This window comes from Kribbella sp. NPDC059898 (assembly GCF_042730855.1).
Classification (GTDB): domain Bacteria; phylum Actinomycetota; class Actinomycetes; order Propionibacteriales; family Kribbellaceae; genus Kribbella.
Genome location: NZ_JBHWKR010000007.1, coordinates 400,473 through 421,977 on the forward strand (window position 1 = coordinate 400,473; position 21,505 = coordinate 421,977).

The 21,505-nt window shown below is 69.0% G+C and carries 22 protein-coding genes; 5 read left to right on the forward strand and 17 right to left on the reverse strand.

The window, feature by feature from the left end:
- Positions 1 to 167: 167 nt before the first annotated feature.
- Positions 168 to 1,154, forward strand: coding sequence for an alpha/beta hydrolase (locus ACFV9C_RS24175; RefSeq protein WP_380196915.1), 987 nt, complete (start codon positions 168 to 170; stop codon positions 1,152 to 1,154).
- Here ACFV9C_RS24175 and ACFV9C_RS24180 read toward each other — a convergent pair.
- The 15 genes from ACFV9C_RS24180 to ACFV9C_RS24250 all read right to left on the reverse strand — a co-directional run bounded on the left by ACFV9C_RS24180 (position 1,116) and on the right by ACFV9C_RS24250 (position 13,658).
- Positions 1,116 to 2,063 carry an SDR family NAD(P)-dependent oxidoreductase gene (locus ACFV9C_RS24180; protein WP_380196917.1) on the reverse strand — a complete coding sequence of 316 codons (948 nt, stop codon included), beginning with the start codon at positions 2,061 to 2,063 and terminating at the stop codon, positions 1,116 to 1,118. The two genes, ACFV9C_RS24175 and ACFV9C_RS24180, sit on opposite strands and share 39 nt — an antisense overlap.
- Positions 2,064 to 2,084: 21 nt before the next feature.
- Positions 2,085 to 2,984: a helix-turn-helix transcriptional regulator gene (locus tag ACFV9C_RS24185; RefSeq protein ID WP_380196918.1), complete on the reverse strand. Its 900-nt coding sequence runs from the start codon at positions 2,982 to 2,984 to the stop codon at positions 2,085 to 2,087.
- A gap of 62 nt (positions 2,985 to 3,046) precedes the next feature.
- Positions 3,047 to 3,478 (reverse strand): DUF2550 domain-containing protein, encoded by a 432-nt coding sequence (locus tag ACFV9C_RS24190; protein WP_380196920.1) that lies wholly within the window; start codon positions 3,476 to 3,478, stop codon positions 3,047 to 3,049.
- Positions 3,479 to 3,587: 109 nt separating this feature from the next.
- Positions 3,588 to 3,992 carry a F0F1 ATP synthase subunit epsilon gene (locus ACFV9C_RS24195; protein ID WP_380196922.1) on the reverse strand — a complete coding sequence of 135 codons (405 nt, stop codon included), beginning with the start codon at positions 3,990 to 3,992 and terminating at the stop codon, positions 3,588 to 3,590.
- 1 nt (position 3,993) lies between these two features.
- The gene (gene atpD / locus ACFV9C_RS24200; RefSeq protein WP_380196923.1) at positions 3,994 to 5,448 is read right to left on the reverse strand and encodes a F0F1 ATP synthase subunit beta; all 1,455 of its coding nucleotides are present in this window, start codon (positions 5,446 to 5,448) and stop codon (positions 3,994 to 3,996) included.
- A gap of 5 nt (positions 5,449 to 5,453) precedes the next feature.
- Positions 5,454 to 6,365, reverse strand: a complete 912-nt coding sequence (locus ACFV9C_RS24205; RefSeq protein WP_380196924.1) for a F0F1 ATP synthase subunit gamma — start codon at positions 6,363 to 6,365, stop codon at positions 5,454 to 5,456.
- A 6-nt stretch (positions 6,366 to 6,371) separates the two neighbouring features.
- Entirely contained in the window at positions 6,372 to 8,009 is a 1,638-nt protein-coding gene (gene atpA, locus ACFV9C_RS24210; RefSeq protein WP_380196926.1) for a F0F1 ATP synthase subunit alpha, read from the reverse strand.
- 91 nt (positions 8,010 to 8,100) lie between these two features.
- The gene (locus tag ACFV9C_RS24215; RefSeq protein ID WP_380196927.1) at positions 8,101 to 8,898 is read right to left on the reverse strand and encodes a F0F1 ATP synthase subunit delta; all 798 of its coding nucleotides are present in this window, start codon (positions 8,896 to 8,898) and stop codon (positions 8,101 to 8,103) included.
- Positions 8,898 to 9,458, reverse strand: a complete 561-nt coding sequence (locus tag ACFV9C_RS24220) for a F0F1 ATP synthase subunit B (RefSeq protein ID WP_380196929.1) — start codon at positions 9,456 to 9,458, stop codon at positions 8,898 to 8,900. The genes ACFV9C_RS24215 and ACFV9C_RS24220 overlap by 1 nt, the downstream gene beginning before the upstream one ends.
- A gap of 33 nt (positions 9,459 to 9,491) precedes the next feature.
- Entirely contained in the window at positions 9,492 to 9,725 is a 234-nt protein-coding gene (gene atpE / locus ACFV9C_RS24225) for an ATP synthase F0 subunit C (RefSeq protein ID WP_380196930.1), read from the reverse strand.
- Positions 9,726 to 9,797: 72 nt separating this feature from the next.
- On the reverse strand, positions 9,798 to 10,580 hold the full coding sequence (gene atpB / locus ACFV9C_RS24230; protein ID WP_380196932.1) for a F0F1 ATP synthase subunit A: 783 nt from the start codon (positions 10,578 to 10,580) through the stop codon (positions 9,798 to 9,800).
- 130 nt (positions 10,581 to 10,710) lie between these two features.
- The gene (locus ACFV9C_RS24235; RefSeq protein WP_380196934.1) at positions 10,711 to 10,926 is read right to left on the reverse strand and encodes a hypothetical protein; all 216 of its coding nucleotides are present in this window, start codon (positions 10,924 to 10,926) and stop codon (positions 10,711 to 10,713) included.
- Positions 10,927 to 11,016: 90 nt separating this feature from the next.
- The gene (locus ACFV9C_RS24240; protein ID WP_380196936.1) at positions 11,017 to 11,481 is read right to left on the reverse strand and encodes a hypothetical protein; all 465 of its coding nucleotides are present in this window, start codon (positions 11,479 to 11,481) and stop codon (positions 11,017 to 11,019) included.
- 204 nt (positions 11,482 to 11,685) lie between these two features.
- A complete protein-coding gene (locus ACFV9C_RS24245; protein WP_380196938.1) occupies positions 11,686 to 12,804 on the reverse strand; it encodes a glycosyltransferase family 4 protein in 1,119 nt (372 codons plus the stop codon).
- Positions 12,804 to 13,658 carry an L-threonylcarbamoyladenylate synthase gene (locus ACFV9C_RS24250; RefSeq protein ID WP_380196939.1) on the reverse strand — a complete coding sequence of 285 codons (855 nt, stop codon included), beginning with the start codon at positions 13,656 to 13,658 and terminating at the stop codon, positions 12,804 to 12,806. Before ACFV9C_RS24250 ends, ACFV9C_RS24245 begins: the two co-directional genes overlap by 1 nt.
- A gap of 109 nt (positions 13,659 to 13,767) precedes the next feature.
- Between ACFV9C_RS24250 and ACFV9C_RS24255 the strand changes: the two genes are divergently transcribed.
- The 4 genes from ACFV9C_RS24255 (at position 13,768) to ACFV9C_RS24270 (ending at position 19,397) form a co-directional block, all read left to right on the forward strand.
- Positions 13,768 to 14,793 carry an adenosine deaminase gene (locus ACFV9C_RS24255; RefSeq protein ID WP_380196941.1) on the forward strand — a complete coding sequence of 342 codons (1,026 nt, stop codon included), beginning with the start codon at positions 13,768 to 13,770 and terminating at the stop codon, positions 14,791 to 14,793.
- A 17-nt stretch (positions 14,794 to 14,810) separates the two neighbouring features.
- Positions 14,811 to 17,597 carry a BTAD domain-containing putative transcriptional regulator gene (locus tag ACFV9C_RS24260; protein ID WP_380196943.1) on the forward strand — a complete coding sequence of 929 codons (2,787 nt, stop codon included), beginning with the start codon at positions 14,811 to 14,813 and terminating at the stop codon, positions 17,595 to 17,597.
- A gap of 172 nt (positions 17,598 to 17,769) precedes the next feature.
- Positions 17,770 to 18,537, forward strand: a complete 768-nt coding sequence (locus ACFV9C_RS24265) for a hypothetical protein (protein ID WP_380196945.1) — start codon at positions 17,770 to 17,772, stop codon at positions 18,535 to 18,537.
- On the forward strand, positions 18,534 to 19,397 hold the full coding sequence (locus tag ACFV9C_RS24270; protein ID WP_380196947.1) for an endonuclease/exonuclease/phosphatase family protein: 864 nt from the start codon (positions 18,534 to 18,536) through the stop codon (positions 19,395 to 19,397). The genes ACFV9C_RS24265 and ACFV9C_RS24270 overlap by 4 nt, the downstream gene beginning before the upstream one ends.
- Here the strand turns inward: ACFV9C_RS24270 and prmC are convergent.
- Both prmC and prfA read right to left on the reverse strand, forming a co-directional pair.
- Positions 19,394 to 20,215, reverse strand: coding sequence for a peptide chain release factor N(5)-glutamine methyltransferase (prmC, locus tag ACFV9C_RS24275; protein WP_380196949.1), 822 nt, complete (start codon positions 20,213 to 20,215; stop codon positions 19,394 to 19,396). The two genes, ACFV9C_RS24270 and prmC, sit on opposite strands and share 4 nt — an antisense overlap.
- 65 nt (positions 20,216 to 20,280) lie before the next feature.
- On the reverse strand, positions 20,281 to 21,357 hold the full coding sequence (prfA, locus tag ACFV9C_RS24280; RefSeq protein ID WP_380196951.1) for a peptide chain release factor 1: 1,077 nt from the start codon (positions 21,355 to 21,357) through the stop codon (positions 20,281 to 20,283).
- Between the last annotated feature and the right edge of the window lie 148 nt (positions 21,358 to 21,505).

Here is a 21,505-nt window from a genome sequence, read left to right on the forward strand (position 1 = left end):
GCCTCGCCGGCCAAGGGCAGAACGCCACACGAAGGGCCAGCGGAGCTAGCCCAGTCGGAAGAAGAAACTCTTCATGCCCGCGATCCTGGCACACCCGCCCCGGAGTACCCACCGATTTTCGGGGGTACAACTCCTTCAGCCACCTTCCCCGCCCAGGAGGTCTGCCCATGCCCAAGTTCGCCCGCCTCGCCGCAGCGCTGCTGATCGGACTCGTCCCGCTCGCACCCGTCGCCCAAGCCGCCCCCAGCCCGACGGCCACCGTCCAAGCCGCGCCCCGCGGCGCCGAGGTCGTCGCGGTCAAGCAGGTAGCGGACCGGCTGACCGACCTGACCGTCCGCTCCCAGGCGCTCGGCGGCCGCACCGTCAACGTCCGCCTGCTCACCCCGGACGGCTGGAATCCCGCCGACCGCAGCCGGCACTGGCCGACGTTCTGGCTGCTGCACGGCTGCTGCGGCGACTACACGTCCTGGTCCGGTACCGACATCGCGAAGATCCCGAGCCTGCGCAAGGTCCTCGTCGTGATGCCCGAGGCCGGCTGGAACGGGTGGTACAGCGACTGGTGGAACTACGGCGCCGGCGGCGACCCCGCCTGGGAGACCTTCCACACCGTCGAACTGTCGCACCTCCTCGAACACGGCTGGGGCGCGAGCTCGGACCGCGTCGTCGCCGGCCTCTCCATGGGCGGCCAGGGAGCCCTGCTGTACGCCGCCCGGCACCCCGGCATGTTCCGCGCCGTCGCGGCGTACTCCGGCTCCGCGCATCCGCTGCTCAACGACGAGTCGGTGAACCGGATCATGGGGTTCTTCGCCGGCCAAGGCAACGACCCGCGCCGCGTCTGGGGAGACCCGGTCGCCCAGCGAAGCATCTGGGAAGCGCACGACCCGTACTACCTGGCTCACCGGCTCAAGTCGCTACCGGTCTACCTCTCCTGCGGCGACGGCACCGCAGGGCCGTTCGACCCACCCGGCAAGACGGACGCGCTGGAGGCCGACTTCAACCGCCAGAACCACGCCCTCGCCACGCAGCTCGAGCAGGTCGGCGCGAAGCACCTGACCACCAACTTCTACGGCCCGGGCACTCACGGCTGGGCCTACTGGCAGCGAGAACTGCACGCCTCACTCCCGATGCTGCTCCAGGCCCTCAACGTCCACTGACCCGTCGCGATCCGCGGCAGCGAGCAGGGCGCGGGTCTCGGCGACCACGCGGGCGCAGAATTCGGGATCGCCGACCTGGACCGAGCCCTGCATCGGCTTGCCTCGTTCGTCGTAGTAGACGCCCGACACGTCGGAGTCGGCGGTCAGGACCTCCGTGATCACCCGGGCGGCGCGCTTGGGCGTGCTCCAGTACTTGATCATCGGAGCCAACGGTGACAGCACGTACTTCGACACGAACGCCACCACCGGACCGGCGTCGCGGCCGAGCCCGCTGCCGGGGCTGAATCCCGGTTCGACGGCGTTGAACCGGAGCCGCGGCGTCTGTCTCGCGAACGCCAGCACCGTCGCGAGATTGCCCTGTTTCGAGGTCGCGTACGCGTCGAAGCCGGGTCGCGTGGAGCCGCCCGGCTTCCACTCGCCGCGCACGCTCGCCTCGACCGAGAGGAACCGGGCGCCGCGAAAGCCGGCCACGACCGCGGGCCTGCGCTCGGGATCCTCCACTCCGGAGCAGACGAACACCACGTTCGCGCCGTCCGGCAGTTGCGGCATCAGAGCCTCGGTGAAGGCGAACGGACCGAGGTGGTTGGTCGCGTAGGTGAGATCCCACCCCTGCGGCGTCGTACGGCGCTCCAGCGGGAAGACGCCGGCGTTGTTCAGCACGCCCGCGATCGGTAGGCCGAGGGCCATGATCTCCGCGGCGGCCCGCCGTACGCTGCCGAGGTCGGAGAAGTCGGCGACGACCGGCACCGCGCGTCCGCCGCTCGCCTCGATCTGCTGCTCGACCACGGCCAGCTTCGCCGGATCGCGTCCGACCAGCACGACCGTTCCGTGCGCGGCAAGCTCGAGGGCTGTACGACGGCCGATACCTGAGGTCGGCCCGGTGATGATCCAGGTGTTCTGCGAGTTCATACGACGAGTCTCGGACCGCCGTCAGCGCTCAAACAGCCGTCCGGTTTTCGTAGGACCGGCAGGGCCAGGATCGGCTCGCTCGCCGAGCTGCTGCGTGCCGAGGACGACAGCCAGGGCGAGCCGCTCCGCGTCGTCGGTGCCGGGTTCGGCGGTGTAGATCATCAGCCGTACGTCGTCGGTGGCCACGAACAGGACGTCGCAGTCGAGCCTGATCGGTCCGACGGCCGGATGATCGACCACCTTCCGCTTCGACGGCTCCGTGCGCGGCTCCGGGTCGTCGTGCGCCCAGAGGTCCGCGAAGTGCGGGCTGTGGGCGGTGAGTTCGCGGATCAGCGTCCGCAGCTGCCGGTCCGCCGGATAGCGTGCCGCGGTCCGGCGCAGGTCGGCGACCTGCCCGGCCAGCAGCTCCGCCTTCTCCTCGGGCGAATGGACGACGCGCGTACCAGGACCCACGAAGTTGCGCCAGAGCGCGTTCCGCTCGAGCCCCCGCCACGCGGTCGTCTCGCCCATCAAGGCGTCGTACGGCGTGTTCGCGTCGAGCAGCGTCCACGTCGCGTCGTACACGGCCACCGGCGTGTCCGCGACCCGGTCGAGCAGCCGTTGCACGCTCGCGCTGATCCGCGACGGTACGACGTCCGGGCCTGGCGCCGACAGCCCGGCCAGCTCGAAGAGCAGGTCACGCTCGGAATCGGAGACCCGGAGTGCGCGAGCCAGCGCCTCGACGACCTGCGCCGACGGAGACGTCGCCCGGCCCTGCTCCAGCCTGGTCAGGTAGTCGGCCGAGATACCCGCCAGCGCGGCGAGCTCCTCCCGCCGCAGACCGGTCGCACGTCGACGGGTCCCCGGCGGCAGACCGACCGCGCCGGGCGGGACCCGGTCCCGCCATCGACGGACCGCCCGGCCGAACTCCCACGACTCCACCGCTCCAGTGTGCCCGTCCACGACGTGTTTATCGTGGCCCTGACACTCCTACGACCAGCCGGTCACAGGTACGTCTGGGTGCTCGGAGGAGCTGATTCCATCCAGGCGAGGACGCCGGTCAGCGCCTCTTCGGTCATCGCGAAGTGGACGGTCTTGTCGTTGAGTTTCGCGTCCACGATGACGTGCCCGGCGTACGTGACCAGGGGCTCGTTGCCCATCGGACGGCGGGTGGTCACGCCGTCGAGCTGGCGGCGGTTCACGACCAGCTTCGGCCACCAGGCCAGGCTGAAGACCCGGAACCACTGCAGGTCGTCGCCGACGTAGCGGGCCAGGCCGAGCGCCCAGCCGCGACCGTGGTCCTTCTCCGCGAGTTGCAGGCTGCAATCAAAAGTTCCGCCGTCCCTGGACAACCAGCGACGGCGGAACGCGACCAGCACGATGAACAGCACGGCGGCAAGCAGACAGACCCCGACGACATCGAGGACTGTCCTCATACCTTGCCGACCCCATTTCCGGTGCCTTGTGTGGGTACTTGTCCCGGGCACCCCGGAGAACCGTACTGTCAGTGACGATATTCGATTGTGCCGATTATGGCAGGTCGGATCAGGACGTCTGCTCGGCGGCCCGGACCCTGGCCTCGGCGAGTCGTACCTCGTCGGTGTCCGAGTCGGTGTCGAGCCCGGCGGCCAGCGCCTGCTCGAGGTCCCGCCGGGCCTCTTCGAGGTCGATGTCGTGGCCCATCTCGGCGTTCTCGGCCAGGATCGAGACCCGGTCGTTGGCCACCGAGATGAAGCCGTCCGGCGCGGCCGCGACGAAGTACTCGTCGTCGACGGTCCGCACCTGGACGGTGCCGCCCTGCAGCAGGCCCAGCAGCGGCGCGTGGCCGGGCAGGATACCGACGTCGCCGTCCGTGGTCCGGGCGATGACGATCTTGGCCTGGCCCTGCCACACGGTCCGCTCGGCCGCGACCAGCGCGACCTCGAGGTGCTTGGCAGAATCGTCGGCCATCTCAGTTTTCCTTCTGCAGCTCGGCCCACTTGCGGTCGACGTCGTCCAGCGAGCCGACGTTGAAGAAGGCCTGCTCGGCGACGTGGTCGTACTCGCCCTCGACGATCTTCTTGAAGGACTCGATGGTGTCCTTCAGCGGAACCGTCGAACCCGGGACGTTGGTGAACTTCTCCGCCATGTAGGTGTTCTGGCTGAGGAACTGCTCGATCCGGCGCGCCCGCGCGACGGTGATCTTGTCCTCTTCGGAGAGCTCGTCGACACCCAGGATCGCGATGATGTCCTGCAGTTCCTTGTTCTTCTGCAGGATCTGCTTCACCCGGACGGCCACGTCGTAGTGCTCCTGGCCGATGTACTGCGGGTCGAGGATCCGCGACGTCGAGGACAGCGGGTCGACGGCCGGGTACAGACCACGAGCGGCGATGTCACGCGAGAGCTCGGTGGTCGCGTCCAGGTGCGCGAACGTGGTGGCCGGCGCCGGGTCGGTGTAGTCGTCGGCGGGCACGTAGATCGCCTGCATCGAGGTGATCGAGTGACCCCGGGTCGACGTGATCCGCTCCTGCAGCACGCCCATCTCGTCGGCCAGGTTCGGCTGGTAACCGACGGCGCTCGGCATCCGGCCGAGCAGCGTGGAGACCTCGGAACCGGCCTGCGTGAACCGGAAGATGTTGTCGATGAACAGCAGCACGTCCTGCTCCTTGACGTCGCGGAAGTACTCCGCCATCGTCAGCGCGGACAGCGCGACCCGCAGCCGGGTGCCCGGCGGCTCGTCCATCTGGCCGAACACCAGCGCGGTGTCCTTGAAGACGCCGGCCTCTTCCATCTCGTTGATGAGGTCGTTGCCCTCACGGGTGCGCTCGCCCACGCCGGCGAACACCGACGTACCACCGAAGTTGTGGGCGATCCGGTAGATCATCTCCTGGATCAGAACGGTCTTGCCGACACCCGCACCGCCGAACAGGCCGATCTTTCCACCCTGCACGTACGGCGTCAGCAGGTCGAGCACCTTGATGCCGGTCTCCAGCATCTCGGTCTTCGACTCGAGCTGGTCGAAGGCCGGCGCCTTGCGGTGGATCGGCCAGCGCTCGGTGATCTGGAACTCGGACTCGTCCTGGTTCAGGCACTTGCCGGTCACGGACCACACCCGGCCCTTGGTGACGTCGCCCACCGGGACGGAGATCGCGGCGCCGGTGTCGCGCACCTCGGCGCCGCGGACCAGGCCGTCGGTCGGCTTCATCGAGATCGCCCGGACGATGTTGTCGCCGACGTGCAGCGCAACCTCGAGGGTGATCGTCTGGGTGTTGTCGCCGAGGGTGATGTCGACCTCGAGCGCGTTGTAGATGTCGGGCATCGCGTCGGCCGCGAACTCGACGTCGACGACCGGGCCGATCACCCGGGCGACGCGACCGACGCCGGTGGCGCCCGCCTCGTTGTTCTTCTCGGTAACCGTGGCAGTCATCTCTCTCACTCGCTCCCGGCGGTGGCGTCGGCGAGCGCGCTCGCGCCACCGACGATCTCGCTGATTTCCTGGGTAATTTGTGCCTGGCGGGCCTGGTTCAGGTCCCGCGTCAGCTTCTCGATCAGGTCCTGCGCGTTGTCCGTCGCGGACTTCATCGCCCGCTGCCGGTTGGCCAGCTCCGCGGCCGCGGCCTGCAGCATGCACCAGTGGATCCGGCTGGCGACGTACTTCGGCAGCAGCCCGTCGAGCACCTCGGCGGCGGACGGCTCGAACTCGTACAGCGGCAGCACGTCGTCGGCGGCCGGGGGCTCCTCGCCCTCGACGACCTCCAGCGGCAGCAGCCGGATGACGTCGGTGCGCTGGGTGAGCATCGACACGAACCGGGTGAAGACGATGTGGATCTCGTCCACGCCGCCCTCCTCGGTCGGGGTCAGGAACGCCTCGATCAGCGCGTCGGCGACCTCCCGGGCCCGGGCGAAGCTCGGGTTGTCGGACTCACCGGACCACGACCGCGCGACCTCGCGCTGGCGGAACGTGTAGTAGGCGATGCCCTTGCGGCCGCTGATGTACGGGACGATGTCCTTCTCGTCCTCGCGGAGCAGCTGGTTCAGCCGCTCACCCTCACGGATCACGTTGGACGAGTACGCCCCGGCCTGACCGCGGTCCGAGGTGATCAGCAGCACCGCGGCACGGCGCGGGTTCTCCTTCTCGGTGGTCAGCGGGTGATCGACGTTCGAGAACGTCGCCACCGCCGACACGGCACGGGTGAGCTCACGCGCGTACGGACCGGCCGCCCCGGCGCGTTGCTGCGCCTTGACGATCCGGGACGCCGCGATGAGCTCCATCGCGCGGGTGAGCTTCTTGATCGTCGTGACCGAGGCCTTCCGATCGCGAAGCTCCCGCAGGTTGGCTGGCACTGTGGATCAGCCCCGCTTCTGCTTGACGATCTGCTCCTGGTCGACGTCCGCCTCGTCCATCGCCTCGGCCGGGGCCTCGGTGCCGAGCAGCGTGCCCTCGGAGGTCTGGAACGTCGGCTTGAACGACTTCAGCCCGTCGGTCACGGCCTGCGCCTCGTCGTCGCCGAACAGCCCGGACTCGCGGATCGCGTCGAGCACCTTGCTGTCCCGGCGCAGGTAGTCCAGGAAGTCCCGCTCGAAGCGCAGTACGTCGAGCACCGGCACGTCGTCGAAGTGCCCGTTGGTACCGGCCCAGATCGAGACGATCTGGTCCTCCACCGGGTACGGCGAGTACTGCGGCTGCCGGAGCAGCTGCACGAGCCGCTGACCGCGGTCCAGTTGCCGCCGCGAGGTGGCGTCCAGGTCGGACGCGAACATCGCGAACGCCTCCATCGCGCGGAACTGCGCCAGGTCGATCTTCAGCGTGCCGGACACGTTCTTCATGCCCTTGACCTGGGCGGCACCACCGACCCGGGACACCGAGATACCGACGTCGATGGCCGGCCGGATGTTCGCGTTGAACAGGTCCGACTGCAGGAAGATCTGCCCGTCGGTGATCGAGATGACGTTGGTCGGGATGAACGCCGAGACGTCGTTCGCCTTGGTCTCGATCACCGGCAGACCGGTCATCGAGCCGGCGCCGAGCTCGTCGGACAGCTTCGCGCAACGCTCGAGCAGCCGGCTGTGCAGGTAGAAGACGTCACCCGGGTACGCCTCACGGCCCGGGGGGCGGCGCAGCAGCAGCGACATCGCGCGGTACGCCTCGGCCTGCTTGGTCAGGTCGTCGAACACGATCAGCACGTGCTTGCCCTGGTACATCCAGTGCTGACCGATCGAGGAGCCGGTGTACGGCGCGACGTACTTGAAGCCGGCCGGGTCGGACGCCGGGGAGGCGACGATGGTGGTGTACTCCATCGCGCCGGCCTCTTCGAGCGCGCCGCGGACGGCGGCGATCGTCGAGCCCTTCTGGCCGATCGCCACGTAGATGCAGCGGACCTGCTTCTTCGGGTCGCCGGACGCCCAGTTGGCCTTCTGGTTGATGATCGTGTCGATCGCGATCGCGGTCTTGCCGGTCTTGCGGTCGCCGATGATCAGCTCGCGCTGGCCGCGGCCGATCGGGATCATGCCGTCGATCGCCTTGATCCCGGTCTGCAGCGGCTCGCGGACCTCCTGGCGGTCCATCACGCCGGCGGCCTGGATCTCGAGCGCGCGCTGGCCCTCGATGCCGGTGATCTCGCCGAGGCCGTCGATCGGCTTGCCGAGCGGGTCGACCACGCGGCCGAGGTACCCCTCGCCGACCGGGACGGACAGGATCCGGCCGGTCCGGCGGACCTGCTGGCCCTCTTCGATGCCGTCGTACTCACCGAGGATGACGACACCGATCTGGCGGACGTCGAGGTTCAGCGCGATGCCCTCGGTGCCGTTCTCGAAAACGAGCAGCTCGTTGGTCATCGCCGAGGGCAGGCCCTCGACGTGGGCGATACCGTCACCCGCGTCGACGACCGTGCCGACCTCCTCGGCGGCGGTTTCGGCCGGTTGGTACTCGGTGACGAACCGATCCAGGGCGTCCCGGATCTCCTCCGGCCTGATCGTGAGCTCAGCCATTGTGTTTCCTGCTTCCTTGACCCTTGCTGGCCTGTTGTGGCTCTAAAGGCTTTCCCGACCCTTAGCGCCGCTGTATGTCGTTAAGGGGCGTTCAGCCCGCGATGCGCCGTTGCGCGTCGTCGAGCCTGGCCGCGATGGTTCCGTCGATCACTTCGTCGCCGATGTCCACCCGGACGCCGCCGACCACTCCTGGGTCGACGACGACGTTCAGCTGGATGTCCCGGCCGTACTGCCGTCCCAGCGCCGCCGCGAGCCTGGTGCGCTCCGCCTCGGTCAGGTCGGTGGCCACCCGCACGGTCGCGATGCTGGCGTTCCGCCGGGTCGCCGCGGCGACCTGGTAGGACCGCATCGATCCCGCGAAGTTGCGGCCCCGGCCGTCCACCGCCCGCTCGGCGAGCCGCACCGTGGTGGCGTCGGCCTTGCCCTGCAGCAGTCCGCGGATCAGTTCCTGGCGGTGCTCGACCGGGATCCCCCGGTCGCCCAGCTTCTCGGCCAGCGCGCGCTCGGCGACGACCACCCGGTCCAGCCGGAACAGCTCGTCCTCGACCTCGTCCAGCTTCCGCCGGGTGTCGGCGAACCCCACCTCGGCCTCGACACTGAGCTGGTCGAGGGCGTCACCGAGGTCCCGGCCGCTGACCCAGCGGCCGGCCACCGCGGCGGACAGGATCTCCTGCGCCTGGCCGGAGATCTTGCCACCGAACAGCTGCCCGGCCAGTGCGACCTTGGCCTCGGCCGGCCGCGCCGGGTCGGTCAGCGCACGCCGGAGCGCGCCGCTGCCGTCCAGCAGCTTGGCGATCGAGAACAGCTCGCCGCCCAGCCCCTCCAACGGGGTCACACCCGCCAGGGCCGCTTCGGCCCGGGCGAGTGACTCGTTCGACGCGCCGCGCATCAGCTGTCCGTTCCGACAGCCTGACGAGCGGACTCCGAGGATTCCAGCTCGGCCAGGAAGCGCTCGACGGTCCGGCGCTGCCGGGCCTCGTCCTCGAGCGACTCACCGACGATCCGGCCGGCCAGCGTGGTCGCCATGGTGCCGACCTCCGCCCGCAGCGAGGTCACCGCCTGCGCCCGCTCGGCGTCGATCTGGGCCCGCGCGTGCGTGACGATCCGCTCGGCCTCGGCGCTCGCCTGCTCACGCATCTCCGCGATGATGACCGCACCCTGCTCACGGGCGTCCTCGCGGATCTTCGCAGCTTCCTGCCGGGCCTCGGCCAGCTGCGCGTTGTACTTCTCCAAAGCCGCCTTCGCCTCGGCCTGGGCCTGCTTGGCCTCGTTCATCCCGCCTTCGATCGCCGCGGTCCGATCGGCATACGCCTGCTCGAACTTCGGGACGACCACCTTGGCGAAGGCGATGGCCAGCAGGACCAGGAAGACGAAACCGAAGATGATCTCGGCGGTGTGCGGCAGCAGCGGATTCGGAGCCGCCTCGAGTGGTACCACCAACGTCGTCATATCTGAGTCCTGTCAGTCAGTGAGAAAAAACGGTCAGACCTTGAATACGAACGCAAGCGCGATACCGATGATGGCCAGAACCTCGGTGACGCCGAAGCCGATCCAGGCGATCGACTGCAGCTTGCTCTGGGCCTCCGGCTGACGCGCGGTGCCGTTGATGACCGCCGCGAAGATCAGGCCGACGCCAACGCCCGGGCCGATCGCGGCGAGGCCGTAACCGAGGACGGCGATGTTGCCGGTGATTGCGAGAGCGATGTTGCTCACCATTGCGGTGTTTCCTTTCCGTACGGATAGGGGCTATCCGGTTTTGTTACTACGGGTCAAAGGGGGTGGTGCGGATCAGTGTTCGTCGGCGATGGCGCTGCCGATGTACTGCGCGGTCAGCACCACGAAGATGTAGGCCTGGATGGACTGCACGAACAGCTCCAGCCCGGCGATCGCGATGCCCATGATGAACGTGATGATGCCGACGCCGCCGAGGAAGATCTTCCCGGACTCGAACACCATGTACTCGCCGCCGAGCACGAACACCCCGAGCAGGATGTGGCCGGCGAACATGTTCGCGAACAACCGCAGGCTCAGCGAGATCGGCCGGACCAGGATGTTCGAGATGAACTCGATCGGGATCATCAGCGGCATCAGCCACAGCGGCACCCCGGCCGGCATGGTCTGGTGCTTGAAGTAGCCCCACAGGCCCTTCTTCTTGATACCGACCGCGTTGTAGATCACCCAGCTCATCACCGCGGCGACGTACGCCCAGCCGATGTGGCTGAAGGTCGGGAACTGGATCAACGGGATCGAGCCGGCCACGTTGTTCAGCAGAATGAAGAAGAACAGGCCGCACAGGTACGGCACGTACTTCATGTGCTCCTGGCTGCCGATGGCGTCGCGGGCGATCGAGTTGCGGACGAAGTTGTACGCGAGCTCGCCGGTGAACTGCAGCCGACTCGGCACGATCGCGGCCTTGCGGGACGCACCCCAGAAGAACCAGACGATCACCACGACGGACAACGCGGCCACCAGGACGGGCTTGGTGAACCAGTCCACGCCAGGGATGATCGGCGGGAGTTGGAAGCTTTCTGGACCGGGCGGGGTGAACTCGGTCGAAACGCCGGCAATCACCGGGTCTCCTCTCGCGTCGTGCTCAAGTCGGACGCCTTGTAGCGAAGGGCAGGGCGGCTCAGGGCAGTACAGCTCCGGGGGCGGTCAACAACGTCAGACCCGGTCGAGATCGTAGGGGCCGGGTCCTTGATCAGGACCGCTGCCCGTACCGGAAGTGCAACATCAGAATGCTGAGGCCGGCGCCGAGAACGATGCCGACCACAACCAGGAACTGGGTGCCGAAGAGCAGGTCCAACCCGAACCCGATGCCCCCGTACACCAGGACACCGCCGATCAAGTAGGACAGGACCCGCCAGCCGTCGCCCGAATTGGGGGGTGATGGCTTCGGATCCTGGTTCTCGCTCATTGGCACCCGAAACGTACCAGTTGGCGACAGTACCGGTCACACCGGCACCAGTAATGTCCACCACAGCAGGGAAAACGTTACCCAGGGTGCTCATGCGGTCACCTCGTTGTCGAGGTCGTAGATCGGCACCCGGAGCCGGGACCAGGCCCAGATCTCGCCGGCCATCCAGCCCATCACAACCACCATCGCGACCAGGCCGAGCACGGTCAGATTCACGTGCCTGGCCAGCGAGTCCGAGCTCAGCGCGATCGCCAGCAGGCCACCGAAGATCGCGATCCGGCCGGTGTACGACGCCATCGCGATCGCGAGCTGCATCGTCGGCGTGGACCGCCGGGACAGGTGCAGCGCGAACAGGCCGGCGCCGGAGAAGACCATCACCATCAGCAGTCCGAGAAGGGCTCCCCAGAGACCCGGCAGACCGGCCGCGACGGTGGAAACAGCGGTCGCGTTCAGGCCGACGACAAGGGCGGCGACCGAAGCGCCGCGCAGCATTGCCAGCGCCGGGTGCTTGGTCGCTTGTCCGGCGATCTTCTGGCTGTGGGCCGTAGGAGCCATCTGGTGGTTCCGTCCTGCTGGCGTGCTGGTCTCGCGGCCAGCTCGTCGGGTGGGCGGGGTCAGGGGTGTTGCTGTTCTTTGCTGGTGCTTGTGAAAACTAGCACAAAGTCTGCACGGTCAGCAAAACGAGCCCCCTGCCGCTGTACAGCCACACCTTATCGGTAGGCCACACCGGCCGGTGGTCTGGTCCCTCTCAGCCGGCGCTCAGACTTTGGCGAGCGGTTTCCGGCGATGCCACGGGAGACCCGTCGTGAGCAGCACCGCGGTGACCGCGACGGCCAGCACGATCAGGGCCGTCCACCAGTACAGGACCAGGCCGAGGACGACCACGCCGTACGCGATCAAGGCGGTCCAGAGGTACATCAGCAGCACGGCCCGGCGGTGCGAGTGGCCGCGTTGCATCAGGCGGTGGTGGAGGTGCTGCTTGTCGGCGGCGAAGGGGGAACGGCCGGCCTTGGTACGGCGGATGTAGGCGAGCGTCAGGTCCAGTGCGGGGATCGCCAGGATGGCGATGGGGAGGACCAACGGCAGGAGCGCGGGCAGCAGGCTGGAGCCGCCGACCTCGTACGGGACCGCGTTCGGGTCCATCTGGCCGGTCAGGCTGATCGTCGACGCGGCCAGCATCAGGCCGATCAGCAGGGCGCCGGAGTCGCCCATGAAAACCCTTGCGGGGAAGAAGTTGTGCGGCAGGAAGCCGAGGCAGGCGCCGGCCAGGGAGACCGTGATCAGTGTCGAGGTGGTCGCCCGGTCGAGGTTCTCGTGGAAGTTCAGCAGGTAGGAATACGCGAAGAAGGCGGTCGCCCCGATGGCGGTGACACCGGCCGCGAGACCGTCCAGGCCGTCGACGAAGTTCACCGCGTTGCAGGACACCAGCAGGATGCCCGCGGTCAGTACGGCGAGCTGCGCGGGCGACGGGGAGATCACGCCGCCGGGCAGCGGGAGCCAGTACAACTGGATGCCTTGGACAACGAGTACGCCGACCGCGAGAACCTCGCCGGCCAGCTTGGTGATCGCGTCCAGTTCGTACAGGTCGTCGACCACACCGACCGCGCAGATCACCACGCCGCCCACCAGGATGGCGCGGGCGTCGTGCGCGACCTGCAGGCTGTTGCCGAGGAACGGCAGGTTGCTGGCCACCGCGTACGCCGCGATCAGGCCGCCGAGGATGGACAGACCGCCGAAGTACGGGATCGGTACCTTGTGCACGTCCCGGGCCCGGACCTTGGCGACCGCGCCGTACCGCAGCGCGATCTGCCGGGCGACGCCGGTCAGCAGGAAGGTCGTGGCCATCGCCACGAACAGGACCAGCAGGTACTCGCGCACTAGTCCGCAGGCCTCACATCTGAATCGGTCGGCTTCCCCTCGCCCTTGTTGGACGCTTCAGCAGGCTCATCAGTTGGCTTCACTTCGCCGACCGGCTCGCCCTCGCCGGTCGGCTTGTCCTCGGCCAGCTTCTCGTCCGCCGGCTTCTCGTCCGCCGGCTTGTCTTCGGCCGGCTTGTCCTCCGGTGTCGTGTCCTGGACCGGCTCGGGGTCGTCGTCCGAGATGAGGTCGGGGGCGACGGCGCGGAGCTGGTCGAGGGAGAGGGCGCCGACGCGCAGCACCCGGGGGGTCTCGCCGGTGATGTCGACGATGGTGGACGGCTGCCCGCCGCTCACCCGGTCGCCGTCCAGGTACACCGCGACCGACTCGCCCAGCTGCTCCTCGGCGTCGTACACGTCCAGCGCGGCGGGCCTGCCGGAGGTGTTCGCCGAGCTGACCGCGAGCGGCCCGGTGCGGGACAGCAGCTCGCGGGTGTTCTCGTGGTCCGGCACCCGGAGCGCGACCGTGCCCTGGGTCTCCCCCAGGTCCCACATCAGCGAGCTCTGCGCGTGGCAGATCACCGTCAGCGGGCCGGGCCAGAACTCCTCGCAGAGTTTCCGGCCGGCGTCCGGTACGTCGGTGGCGAGCGCGTCCAGCGACTCCACCACCGAGATCAGCACCGGCGGCGGCATGTCCCGGCCGCGACCCTTGGCGTCCATCAGCCGCTGTACGGCGTCCGCCTTGAAGGCGTCGGCAGCGATGCCGTAGACGGTGTCGGTCGGCAGCACGACCAGGTCGCCGGCCTCGATGGCGTCCACCGCTGCGCGGTACGCCGGTGCCAGTTCGTCCCCGGTGAAGTCGAAGCGCTCACTCACGGAGTGAATCGTGCCACTCACGCGGGCCCCAGCTCCACCGGGGTCGTTGCTGACAAACGATTGTCAGCTTCCGCGCGGGCCGGGCCGCCGAATCCCTAGGATCCCTGCCATGACCGTGAGCCGTGAGTTCCTCGCCGGATTGCCGAAGGCCGAGTTGCATGTCCACCACGTCGGGTCCGCCTCGCCGCGGATCGTCGCCGAGCTCGCCGCCCGGCACCCGAACTCGCCGGTGCCGGCCGACCCGGCGGCGCTGGCGGAGTACTTCGAGTTCAGCGACTTCGCCCACTTCATCGACATCTACCTGTCCGTCGTCGAGCTGGTCAGGACGCCCGAGGACGTCCGGCTGCTGACCTACGAGATCGCCCGCGAGATGTCCGAGCAGCAGAGCCTGCGGTACGCCGAGCTGACCGTCACGCCGTACACCTCGGTGGTCCGCGGCATCCAGGCGGAGGCGTTCTGCGAGGCGATCGAGGACGCCCGGGTGGCGGCCGAGAAGGAGTTCGGCCTGGTGCTGCGGTGGATCTTCGACATCTCCGGCGAGGCGGGGATCCCGGCCGCCGACGAGACGCTGCGGATCGCGACCGAGATCCGGCCGGAGGGGCTGATCGGGTTCGGGCTCGGCGGCCCGGAGATCGGCGTACCGCGGCCGCAGTTCCAGCCGCACTTCGAGGCGGCGGTCGCGGCCGGGCTGCACAGCCTGCCGCACGCGGGCGAGACGACCGGTCCGCAGACGATCTGGGACGCGCTCCGCGTGCTGAAGGCCGAGCGGATCGGCCACGGTACGTCGACCATGCAGGACCCGGCGCTGGTCGACTACCTGGGCGAGCACCGGATCCCGCTCGAGGTCAGCCCGACGTCCAACATCGCCACCAAGGCGGTCGACTCCTACGACGTGCACCCGCTGCGCGCGATGGTCGACGCCGGCCTGGTGGTGACGATCAACTCCGATGACCCGCCGATGTTCGGCACCGACCTCACCAACGAGTACGCCGTCGCCGCACGGCTGCTCGACCTGGACGAGGCCGGCGTCGGCGAACTGGCGAAGACCGCGGTCCGCGAGTCGTTCGCGGAGGACTCGCTGAAGACGGCCCTGGTGTCCGAGATCGACACGTACGTGAGCAAGAACGCCGTGTAGCTGACAAACTGTCGTCCGTGACGGACGACCTGCGGCTCGACCTGCTCGGTCCGTTGCGCGGCTGGGCAGGTGGGCGCGGGGTCGAGCTCGGACCGCTCCGTCAGCAGGCACTTCTGGCCGTTCTTGCGCTGCGTTCGAACCAGGTGCTGTCGTCGGACGAGTTGGTCGAGCTGGTGTGGAACGACGCACCGCCCGGCAGTGGCGCGCGCATCGTCGCGCCGTACGTCTACCGGTTGCGGCAGTTGCTGCCGAAGGACGTGCTGGTGCGTTCGCGGGACGGGTACAGCCTGCGGCTAACCGGCACGGACCTGACCCGGTTCGAGGAGCTGGTCGGCGCGGCGCACGCGACCGACGACGTCGACGTACGGGCGGACCGGTTGGCGGAAGCCCTGGCGTTGTTCAGGGGCGAGCCGTTGAGCGGTCTGCCCGGGCACTACCTCGGTGTCGAGCGGCACCGGTTGTCGGAGCGGCGGCTGAAGGTACTCGCGGAGCGGATCGACGCGGACCTGGAGCGCGAGCGGTACGCCGACCTGGTGCCGGAGCTGGTCGCGCTGGTCGAGGCGGACCGGCTGCGCGAGCAGTTCGCCGGGCAGCTGATGCTCGCGTACTGGCGGAGCGGGCGCAGCTCGGAAGCGCTCGCCACCTACAGGCGGACACGGCAGACGCTGATCGACCAGCTCGGTGTGGAGCCCGGTCCGGCGTTGCGGGCGATCCACGAACGCGTCCTGCGCAACGACGAGCCCCTGGCCCGGCCGGCGGTCCGTGACGAGCTGCCGTACGACGGTGCCGCGTTCGTCGGACGGGACGACGTACTGGACCAGGTGGTCGCTGCACTCCGTACTGCGGGGCCCGTGGTCGTAGCGATCGACGGTATGGCCGGCGTGGGCAAGACGGCGCTAGCAGTGCGCGCAGCGCGTCAGCTGGCGGACGTGTACCCGGACGGTCGGCTCTTCATCGACCTGCACGGCTACACGCCTGGCTACGAGCCTGTGTCCGCCTTGCATGCGCTGGATCGTCTACTGCGCACCCTGTCCGTCCCGGCGGACCGGATACCCGCTGACCTTGAGGAACGCGCGGCCCTGTGGCGTTCTGAGCTGTCGGGACGGCGCATGCTCGTAGTACTCGACAACGCGCCCGACAGTGCGGCAGTGCTGCCGTTGCTGGCCGGTAGTCCGCGGTGTGGCGTCCTGGTGACCAGCCGACGGCAATTGTCCGGGCTGGACGCGACAGCCCGGTTCGCGGTCGACGTACTGCGGGCAGAGGACGCGCAGGAGCTGCTGGCCGAGATCGTCGGACCTGACCGCGCCAAGGACCCTGCTGCTGCGGCACAGGTCGTCAGTCAGTGCGGCTACCTGCCGTTGGCGATTCGGGTTGCCGGGTCGCGGTTGCGGCACCGGCCGAGCTGGACGATCGAGCACCTGAGCAAACGGCTCGACGCCGAGGACAGGCGGCTGGCTGAGCTCAGCACCGACAGCGGTGGGGTCTCCCCCGCGTTCGCCTTGTCGTACGAGCACCTGCCACCGGACCAACAGCGGCTGTTCCGGCTGCTGGGCGCGATGACCGGCCAGGACATCGAGGTGTACGCCGCGGCCGCGCTGGCCGAGGTGGATGCGTTCGAGGCGGAGGATCTGCTGGAATTGCTCGTCGACGCGAACCTGCTGCTGCAGCTGCGCCCTGGACGGTTCCAGTTCCACGACTTGCTGCGTCAGTACGCGCGGACGCTGGAGCCGGAGCCGGACGCTGTACGGCGTTTGCTCGACTACTACCTCCACGCGACGACAGCCGCGAGTACTGCGATCTTCAGCAGCCAGCCGCCGGCACCGCCGCCGGTGCGGGTGCCTGAGTTCGCGTCGACCGCGGAGGGGTTGGAGTGGGTCGACGCCGAGGGCGCGAACGTGCTGGCGACGATCGGGTACGCCGCGTCGAGCGGCGCGGCTGATCACGCGTGGCAACTGGGTCTGGCGATCGCGCCCTGCTTCTTTCAGCGCGGGCGGGTGTACGAGCTGGACGAGGCGCTGGAGCTGGCGCTGCGGGCGGCGCCGGACGCTTCGGCGCGGGCGCGCGTACTGCTGTCGATCGGCAGCCTCGGGCGGTACCGGCGGGGCGCGGAGGCCAGTCTGCGGACGCTGCAGGAAGCCCGCGAGACGTTGCCGGCGGACGCGGACCTGACGTTGCGGGCGCGGCTGCTGGCGTCGATCGGATACAGCCAGGCGAAGCTGGATCCGGATGGCGACGCGATCGCCGTACTGGACGAGGCGCTGGCGGTTGCGCGGCAGTCCGGCGACGTTGGGATCGTCTCGCGGGTGCTGGCGTACCTCGGGGTGGCGTACGGCGACCGGCGGGAGTTCGACGAGGCGCTGGCGGCGTACCAGGAGTCGCTGGCGCTCGGGGAACCCGCCGTGCAGGCAGAGGTGCTGAACGGGATCGGTGAGTGCCTGCTGGCGCTGGGGCGGGTGGACGAGGCTGTGGAGGCGCTGACCACGGCCCGTGCCCTCGGGGTGGAGCGCGGGGCCGACTACAGCCTCATTTACACCTACGCGTTCCTTGGTACGGCGCACGCGCGGCAGCAGCGGTGGGACGAGGCGGTCGAGGTCGGGCGTCGGTCGTTGGAGCTGGCCTTGGAGAGTGAATCGCGGCAGTCGCAGCTGAACGCGTACTTGCGGCTGGCGGAAAGCCTTCTGGACAAGGGCGATCTCACGCAGGCACGGCCGCATTTCGCGCGTGCCCTGGAGCTGGCACTGAGCGAGGGGCCCGAGTCGATGGTCCAGCGGGCAGCTGACGGGCTGGAGCGTTCATCGCCGTGACGTGTGGTTGGCTGGGCTGATGCGGAGAGCCTGTGCGGTGGTAGCCGTCGTACTGCTGGCCCTGGCGGGCTGCAGCGACAAGCCGGCGGCACCGGCTGCGGCCCCTCCGCCGTCTAGCTCCCCCACGCCGACTCTTCCGGCGGCACCTGACGGTCTGCCGCGGGGAGGGCGCGTGCTGTTCCCGAAGTACCAGTTGGTCGCGTACGTCGGTTTGCCGGGCTCTCCTGCGCTTGGGCCGCTGGACAAGGACCTGGACGCGAGGGCCGCCAAGCTGGAGACCCTGGCCCGTGCTTACGCAGCCGGGCGTACGCCGCAGCCTGTGCTGGAGCTGATCACCGTGGTGGCGCGGGGGTCGCGTGGGAAGGACGGGATGTACCGCGGGCGGTTGCCTGACGCCAAGATCGCGCAGTACCTGTCGGTTGCGCGGAAGCACAAGATGCTGCTGTTGCTGGACATCCAGCCGGGGCGGGCGAAGATCCTGCCGGAGGTACGGCGGCTGGAGCGGTGGCTGAAGGAGCCGGACGTCGGTCTCGCGTTCGATCCGGAGTGGGCGGTCGGGCCGGCGCAGGTGCCGGGCAAGGTGTTCGGGCATACGACGGGGGCCGAGCTGGACAGCATCGCGGCGTACCTGTCGGGGCTGGTGACGGCGCAGCACCTGCCGGAGAAGGTGTTCGTGTTCCATCAGCTGTCGACGAAGATCGTCAGCGGTGAAGCAGCGTTGAAGGCGCATCCGGGGGTGGTGACGATCAAGTCGGTCGACGGGATCGGTGCGCGCAAGGACAAGCTGAAGACCTGGGCGAAGCTGACGGCACACCTGCCGGCGTCGGTGCATGCCGGGTTCAAATTGTTCTACACCGAGGACACGCGGCACGGGCCGCTGATGACGCCGGCGCAGGTGCTGGCGCTGACACCGCGACCGGAACTGGTGGTCTACGAATGATCTCGATCGCGTTCGCGAACGTCGCCGGCGGACGGCTGGTAGGACCGGACGGCTACCTCGGCGCGGACCGTACGGCGGACTTCGGGCGGGCCCTCGCCGGGCTGCGGGCCGACGTACTGATCGTGACCGAACTGGACACCCGGAGCGACCAGCTGGAACGGCTAGGGGCGGCGGCGATGCCGGGGCGGGAGTTGTCGTTCGCGCGGCAGGAGTTCTCGGACTCGCACATCCCGGGGGTCGAGCGGTTGGGCGTGGGGATCGTGTCGACGTACCGGCTGACCGAACTGGAGCGGATCGAGCTGCCGGATCCGCCGATCGACTTCCGGCACTGGCGGACCGGGGAGCCGATGGATCCGCATCCGAAGGGTTTCGTGGTCGCACGGACCGAGGCCGGGGTGGACATCGTGGGTGGGCAGGTGTGCCCGATTCACATGTTCCGGAGTGCGGAGGGGGTCGAGTACTCGTATCGGGACGGCGTGGGGCATGCGTACGGGGTGGAGATGGCTGAGTATTTGAAGGCGGAGCTGGCGGCGCGGGGTGTTCGGCGGGGTGTCGTCGCCGGTGATCTGAACATGCCTGACCCGCGGGAGTTCTTTGGGGAACGGCTCGGGTTGGTGGACGCGTTCGGGGATCCACCGCCGGCGACGACACCGGACGGGCGCTCGATCGACCGGCTGTTCTCCACCCGCGACCTGGTCACCCGCGAGACGCAGGTCGTCCAGCTCCCCGGCGCCGACCACCACCTGATCGTCTGCCGCCTGACCCACCAACCCCCGGACGCCCCCACCACCGGCCGGGCCCAGGATCTGGCAAGACCACCTGCTCGTCCCGCATCTGCCCGCGGGGGTCTCAGCCGCTAGATCCGGCGGCCGGTGGTGAAGCGGTGGCGGCCCGAGAGGTCCAGTTGGTCGCGGACCTCGGTGAAGAGGCCGGTGGCGGCGAAGACCGCGGGGGCTGATTCGCCTTGTACGTCGGCGTGTTCGCAGGCGAACCAGCCGCCGGGCTTCAGCAACCGCCCGGCCGTGGCGGCGACCACCTTGATCTCGTCGAGGCCGTCGTCACCGGACCACAGCGCGAGCGCCGGGTCATGATCGCGGACCTCGGCGGTGACGGACTCCCAGGCAGTCAACGGAATGTACGGCGGGTTCGAGATCACCGCGTCCACCCGCCCGTCGAGCTCCGGCAGGCACCCGTCGATGTCCCCCTCGTGCAGGATCGCGCCGGTACCTTCCAGGTTCCGCCGAGCCCACGCGACCGCATCGGCGGACAACTCCACCGCATGCACCGTGCTGTCCGGCCGCTCGGTAGCCACCGCCCCCGCGATCGCCCCCGACCCACTGCACAGATCCACAACCAGAGGATCGGGTACGCCGGCGATCCGCTCCAGCACCCACCCCACCATCACCTCGGTCTCCGGCCGCGGCACGAACACCCCGGGCCCGACCGCCAACTCCCGGTACCGGAACGCCGCCGTACCAGTCAGATGCTGCAACGGCTCCCGCCCCACCCGCCGTGCAACCAACTCCTCAAACGTGGTGAGCTGATCAGCACTGGGCTCACGCAACATCAACCGACTGGAACCGGTGACAAAGGCAAGCAATTCCGCGGCGTCGTACTCCGGCGAAGCAACCCCCGCCTCCCGCAGACGCTCCGCCGCCGCGGCAACAAGCCCCCGCACCCGAGCACCTGCCCCCGGGACGACGCCGCCCCCGAGCGGAGCGAGGGGGCGGGTTTCTTCTGGGGTCACGGGGAGTCGACGGACTCGAGGCGGGCCGCGAGATCCGCTTCGGTGAGGGCCTTGATGACCGGCTCGAGCTCACCGCCGAGGATCTGGTCCAGGTTGTGGGCCTTGTAGCCGACCCGGTGGTCGGAGAAGCGGTTCTCCGGGAAGTTGTACGTGCGGACCCGCTCCGAGCGGTCCACCGTACGGATCTGCGAACGCCGCGCGTCCGACGCCTCCTGGTCCGCCGCCTCCTGCGCCGCCGCCAGCAACCGGGAACGCAGCACCCGCATCGCCTGCTCGCGGTTCTGCAGCTGGGACTTCTCATTCTGCATCGACACCACGATCCCGGTCGGCAGGTGCGTGATGCGTACGGCGGAGTCGGTCGTGTTCACGCTCTGCCCACCTGGCCCGGACGACCGGAACACGTCGATCCGCAGGTCGTTCTGGTCGATCTCGACGTCGACGTCCTCGGCCTCCGGCAGCACCAGCACGCCGGCCGCGGACGTGTGGATCCGCCCCTGCGACTCGGTCACGGGCACGCGCTGCACCCGGTGCACGCCGCCCTCGAACTTCAGCTTCGCGTACGGCGCGTCGCCCGGCTCCGGCGTACCTTTCGCCTTCACCGCGACCGTGATCGACTTGTACCCGCCGAGGTCGGACTCGGCCGAGTCGAGCACCTCGGTCTTCCAGTTCTGCGACTCGGCGTACTTCAGGTACATCTTCAGCAGGTCGCCGGCGAACAGCGCCGACTCGTCGCCGCCCTCGCCCGCCTTGATCTCGAGGATCGCGTCCTTGTCGTCGTTGGGGTCCCGCGGTACGAGCAGCGTCTGCAGCCGCTCCGCCAGTTCCTCCCGCCGCGCGGTCAGCCGGGTGGCCTCCTCCGCGAACGCCGGATCCTCGGACGCCAGCTCGCGCGCCGCCTCGATGTCGTCGCCGGTCTGCAGCCACTCGTCGTACGTCCGCACCACCGGCGCCAGCGCGGCGTACCGCTTGCCGACCCGGCGGGCGTTGGCCTGGTCGGAGTGCAGCTCCGGCTCCGCCAGCTGCCGCTCCAGCTCGGCGTACTCCGCCTTCAGCGTCTGTACCGCTTCGAACATGCCGCACTCCTCCCTTCAAGCTTCCCTGACATGACAAACCGCGCGGCGGGTACCCAAGTGTAAGCGGAAACCGCGCGCGGGCAGGCAACAACATATTAGCGGACCCCGGCAAGAATCGGGGGGCCCCCCCCCCCGGGGCCCCAAAAAT

Coding starts and splice junctions, on each gene's coding strand:
- ACFV9C_RS24235 (WP_380196934.1), bottom strand. CDS start 10,926: ATGAGCGAGAACCAGGATCCGAAGCCATCACCCCCCAATTCGGGCGAC.
- ACFV9C_RS24175 (WP_380196915.1), top strand. CDS start 168: ATGCCCAAGTTCGCCCGCCTCGCCGCAGCGCTGCTGATCGGACTCGTC.
- atpE (WP_380196930.1), bottom strand. CDS start 9,725: ATGGTGAGCAACATCGCTCTCGCAATCACCGGCAACATCGCCGTCCTC.
- ACFV9C_RS24215 (WP_380196927.1), bottom strand. CDS start 8,898: ATGCGCGGCGCGTCGAACGAGTCACTCGCCCGGGCCGAAGCGGCCCTG.
- ACFV9C_RS24195 (WP_380196922.1), bottom strand. CDS start 3,992: ATGGCCGACGATTCTGCCAAGCACCTCGAGGTCGCGCTGGTCGCGGCC.
- atpA (WP_380196926.1), bottom strand. CDS start 8,009: ATGGCTGAGCTCACGATCAGGCCGGAGGAGATCCGGGACGCCCTGGAT.
- atpD (WP_380196923.1), bottom strand. CDS start 5,448: ATGACTGCCACGGTTACCGAGAAGAACAACGAGGCGGGCGCCACCGGC.
- ACFV9C_RS24220 (WP_380196929.1), bottom strand. CDS start 9,458: ATGACGACGTTGGTGGTACCACTCGAGGCGGCTCCGAATCCGCTGCTG.
- ACFV9C_RS24255 (WP_380196941.1), top strand. CDS start 13,768: ATGACCGTGAGCCGTGAGTTCCTCGCCGGATTGCCGAAGGCCGAGTTG.
- ACFV9C_RS24270 (WP_380196947.1), top strand. CDS start 18,534: ATGATCTCGATCGCGTTCGCGAACGTCGCCGGCGGACGGCTGGTAGGA.
- ACFV9C_RS24240 (WP_380196936.1), bottom strand. CDS start 11,481: ATGGCTCCTACGGCCCACAGCCAGAAGATCGCCGGACAAGCGACCAAG.
- ACFV9C_RS24190 (WP_380196920.1), bottom strand. CDS start 3,478: ATGAGGACAGTCCTCGATGTCGTCGGGGTCTGTCTGCTTGCCGCCGTG.
- ACFV9C_RS24180 (WP_380196917.1), bottom strand. CDS start 2,063: ATGAACTCGCAGAACACCTGGATCATCACCGGGCCGACCTCAGGTATC.
- prfA (WP_380196951.1), bottom strand. CDS start 21,357: ATGTTCGAAGCGGTACAGACGCTGAAGGCGGAGTACGCCGAGCTGGAG.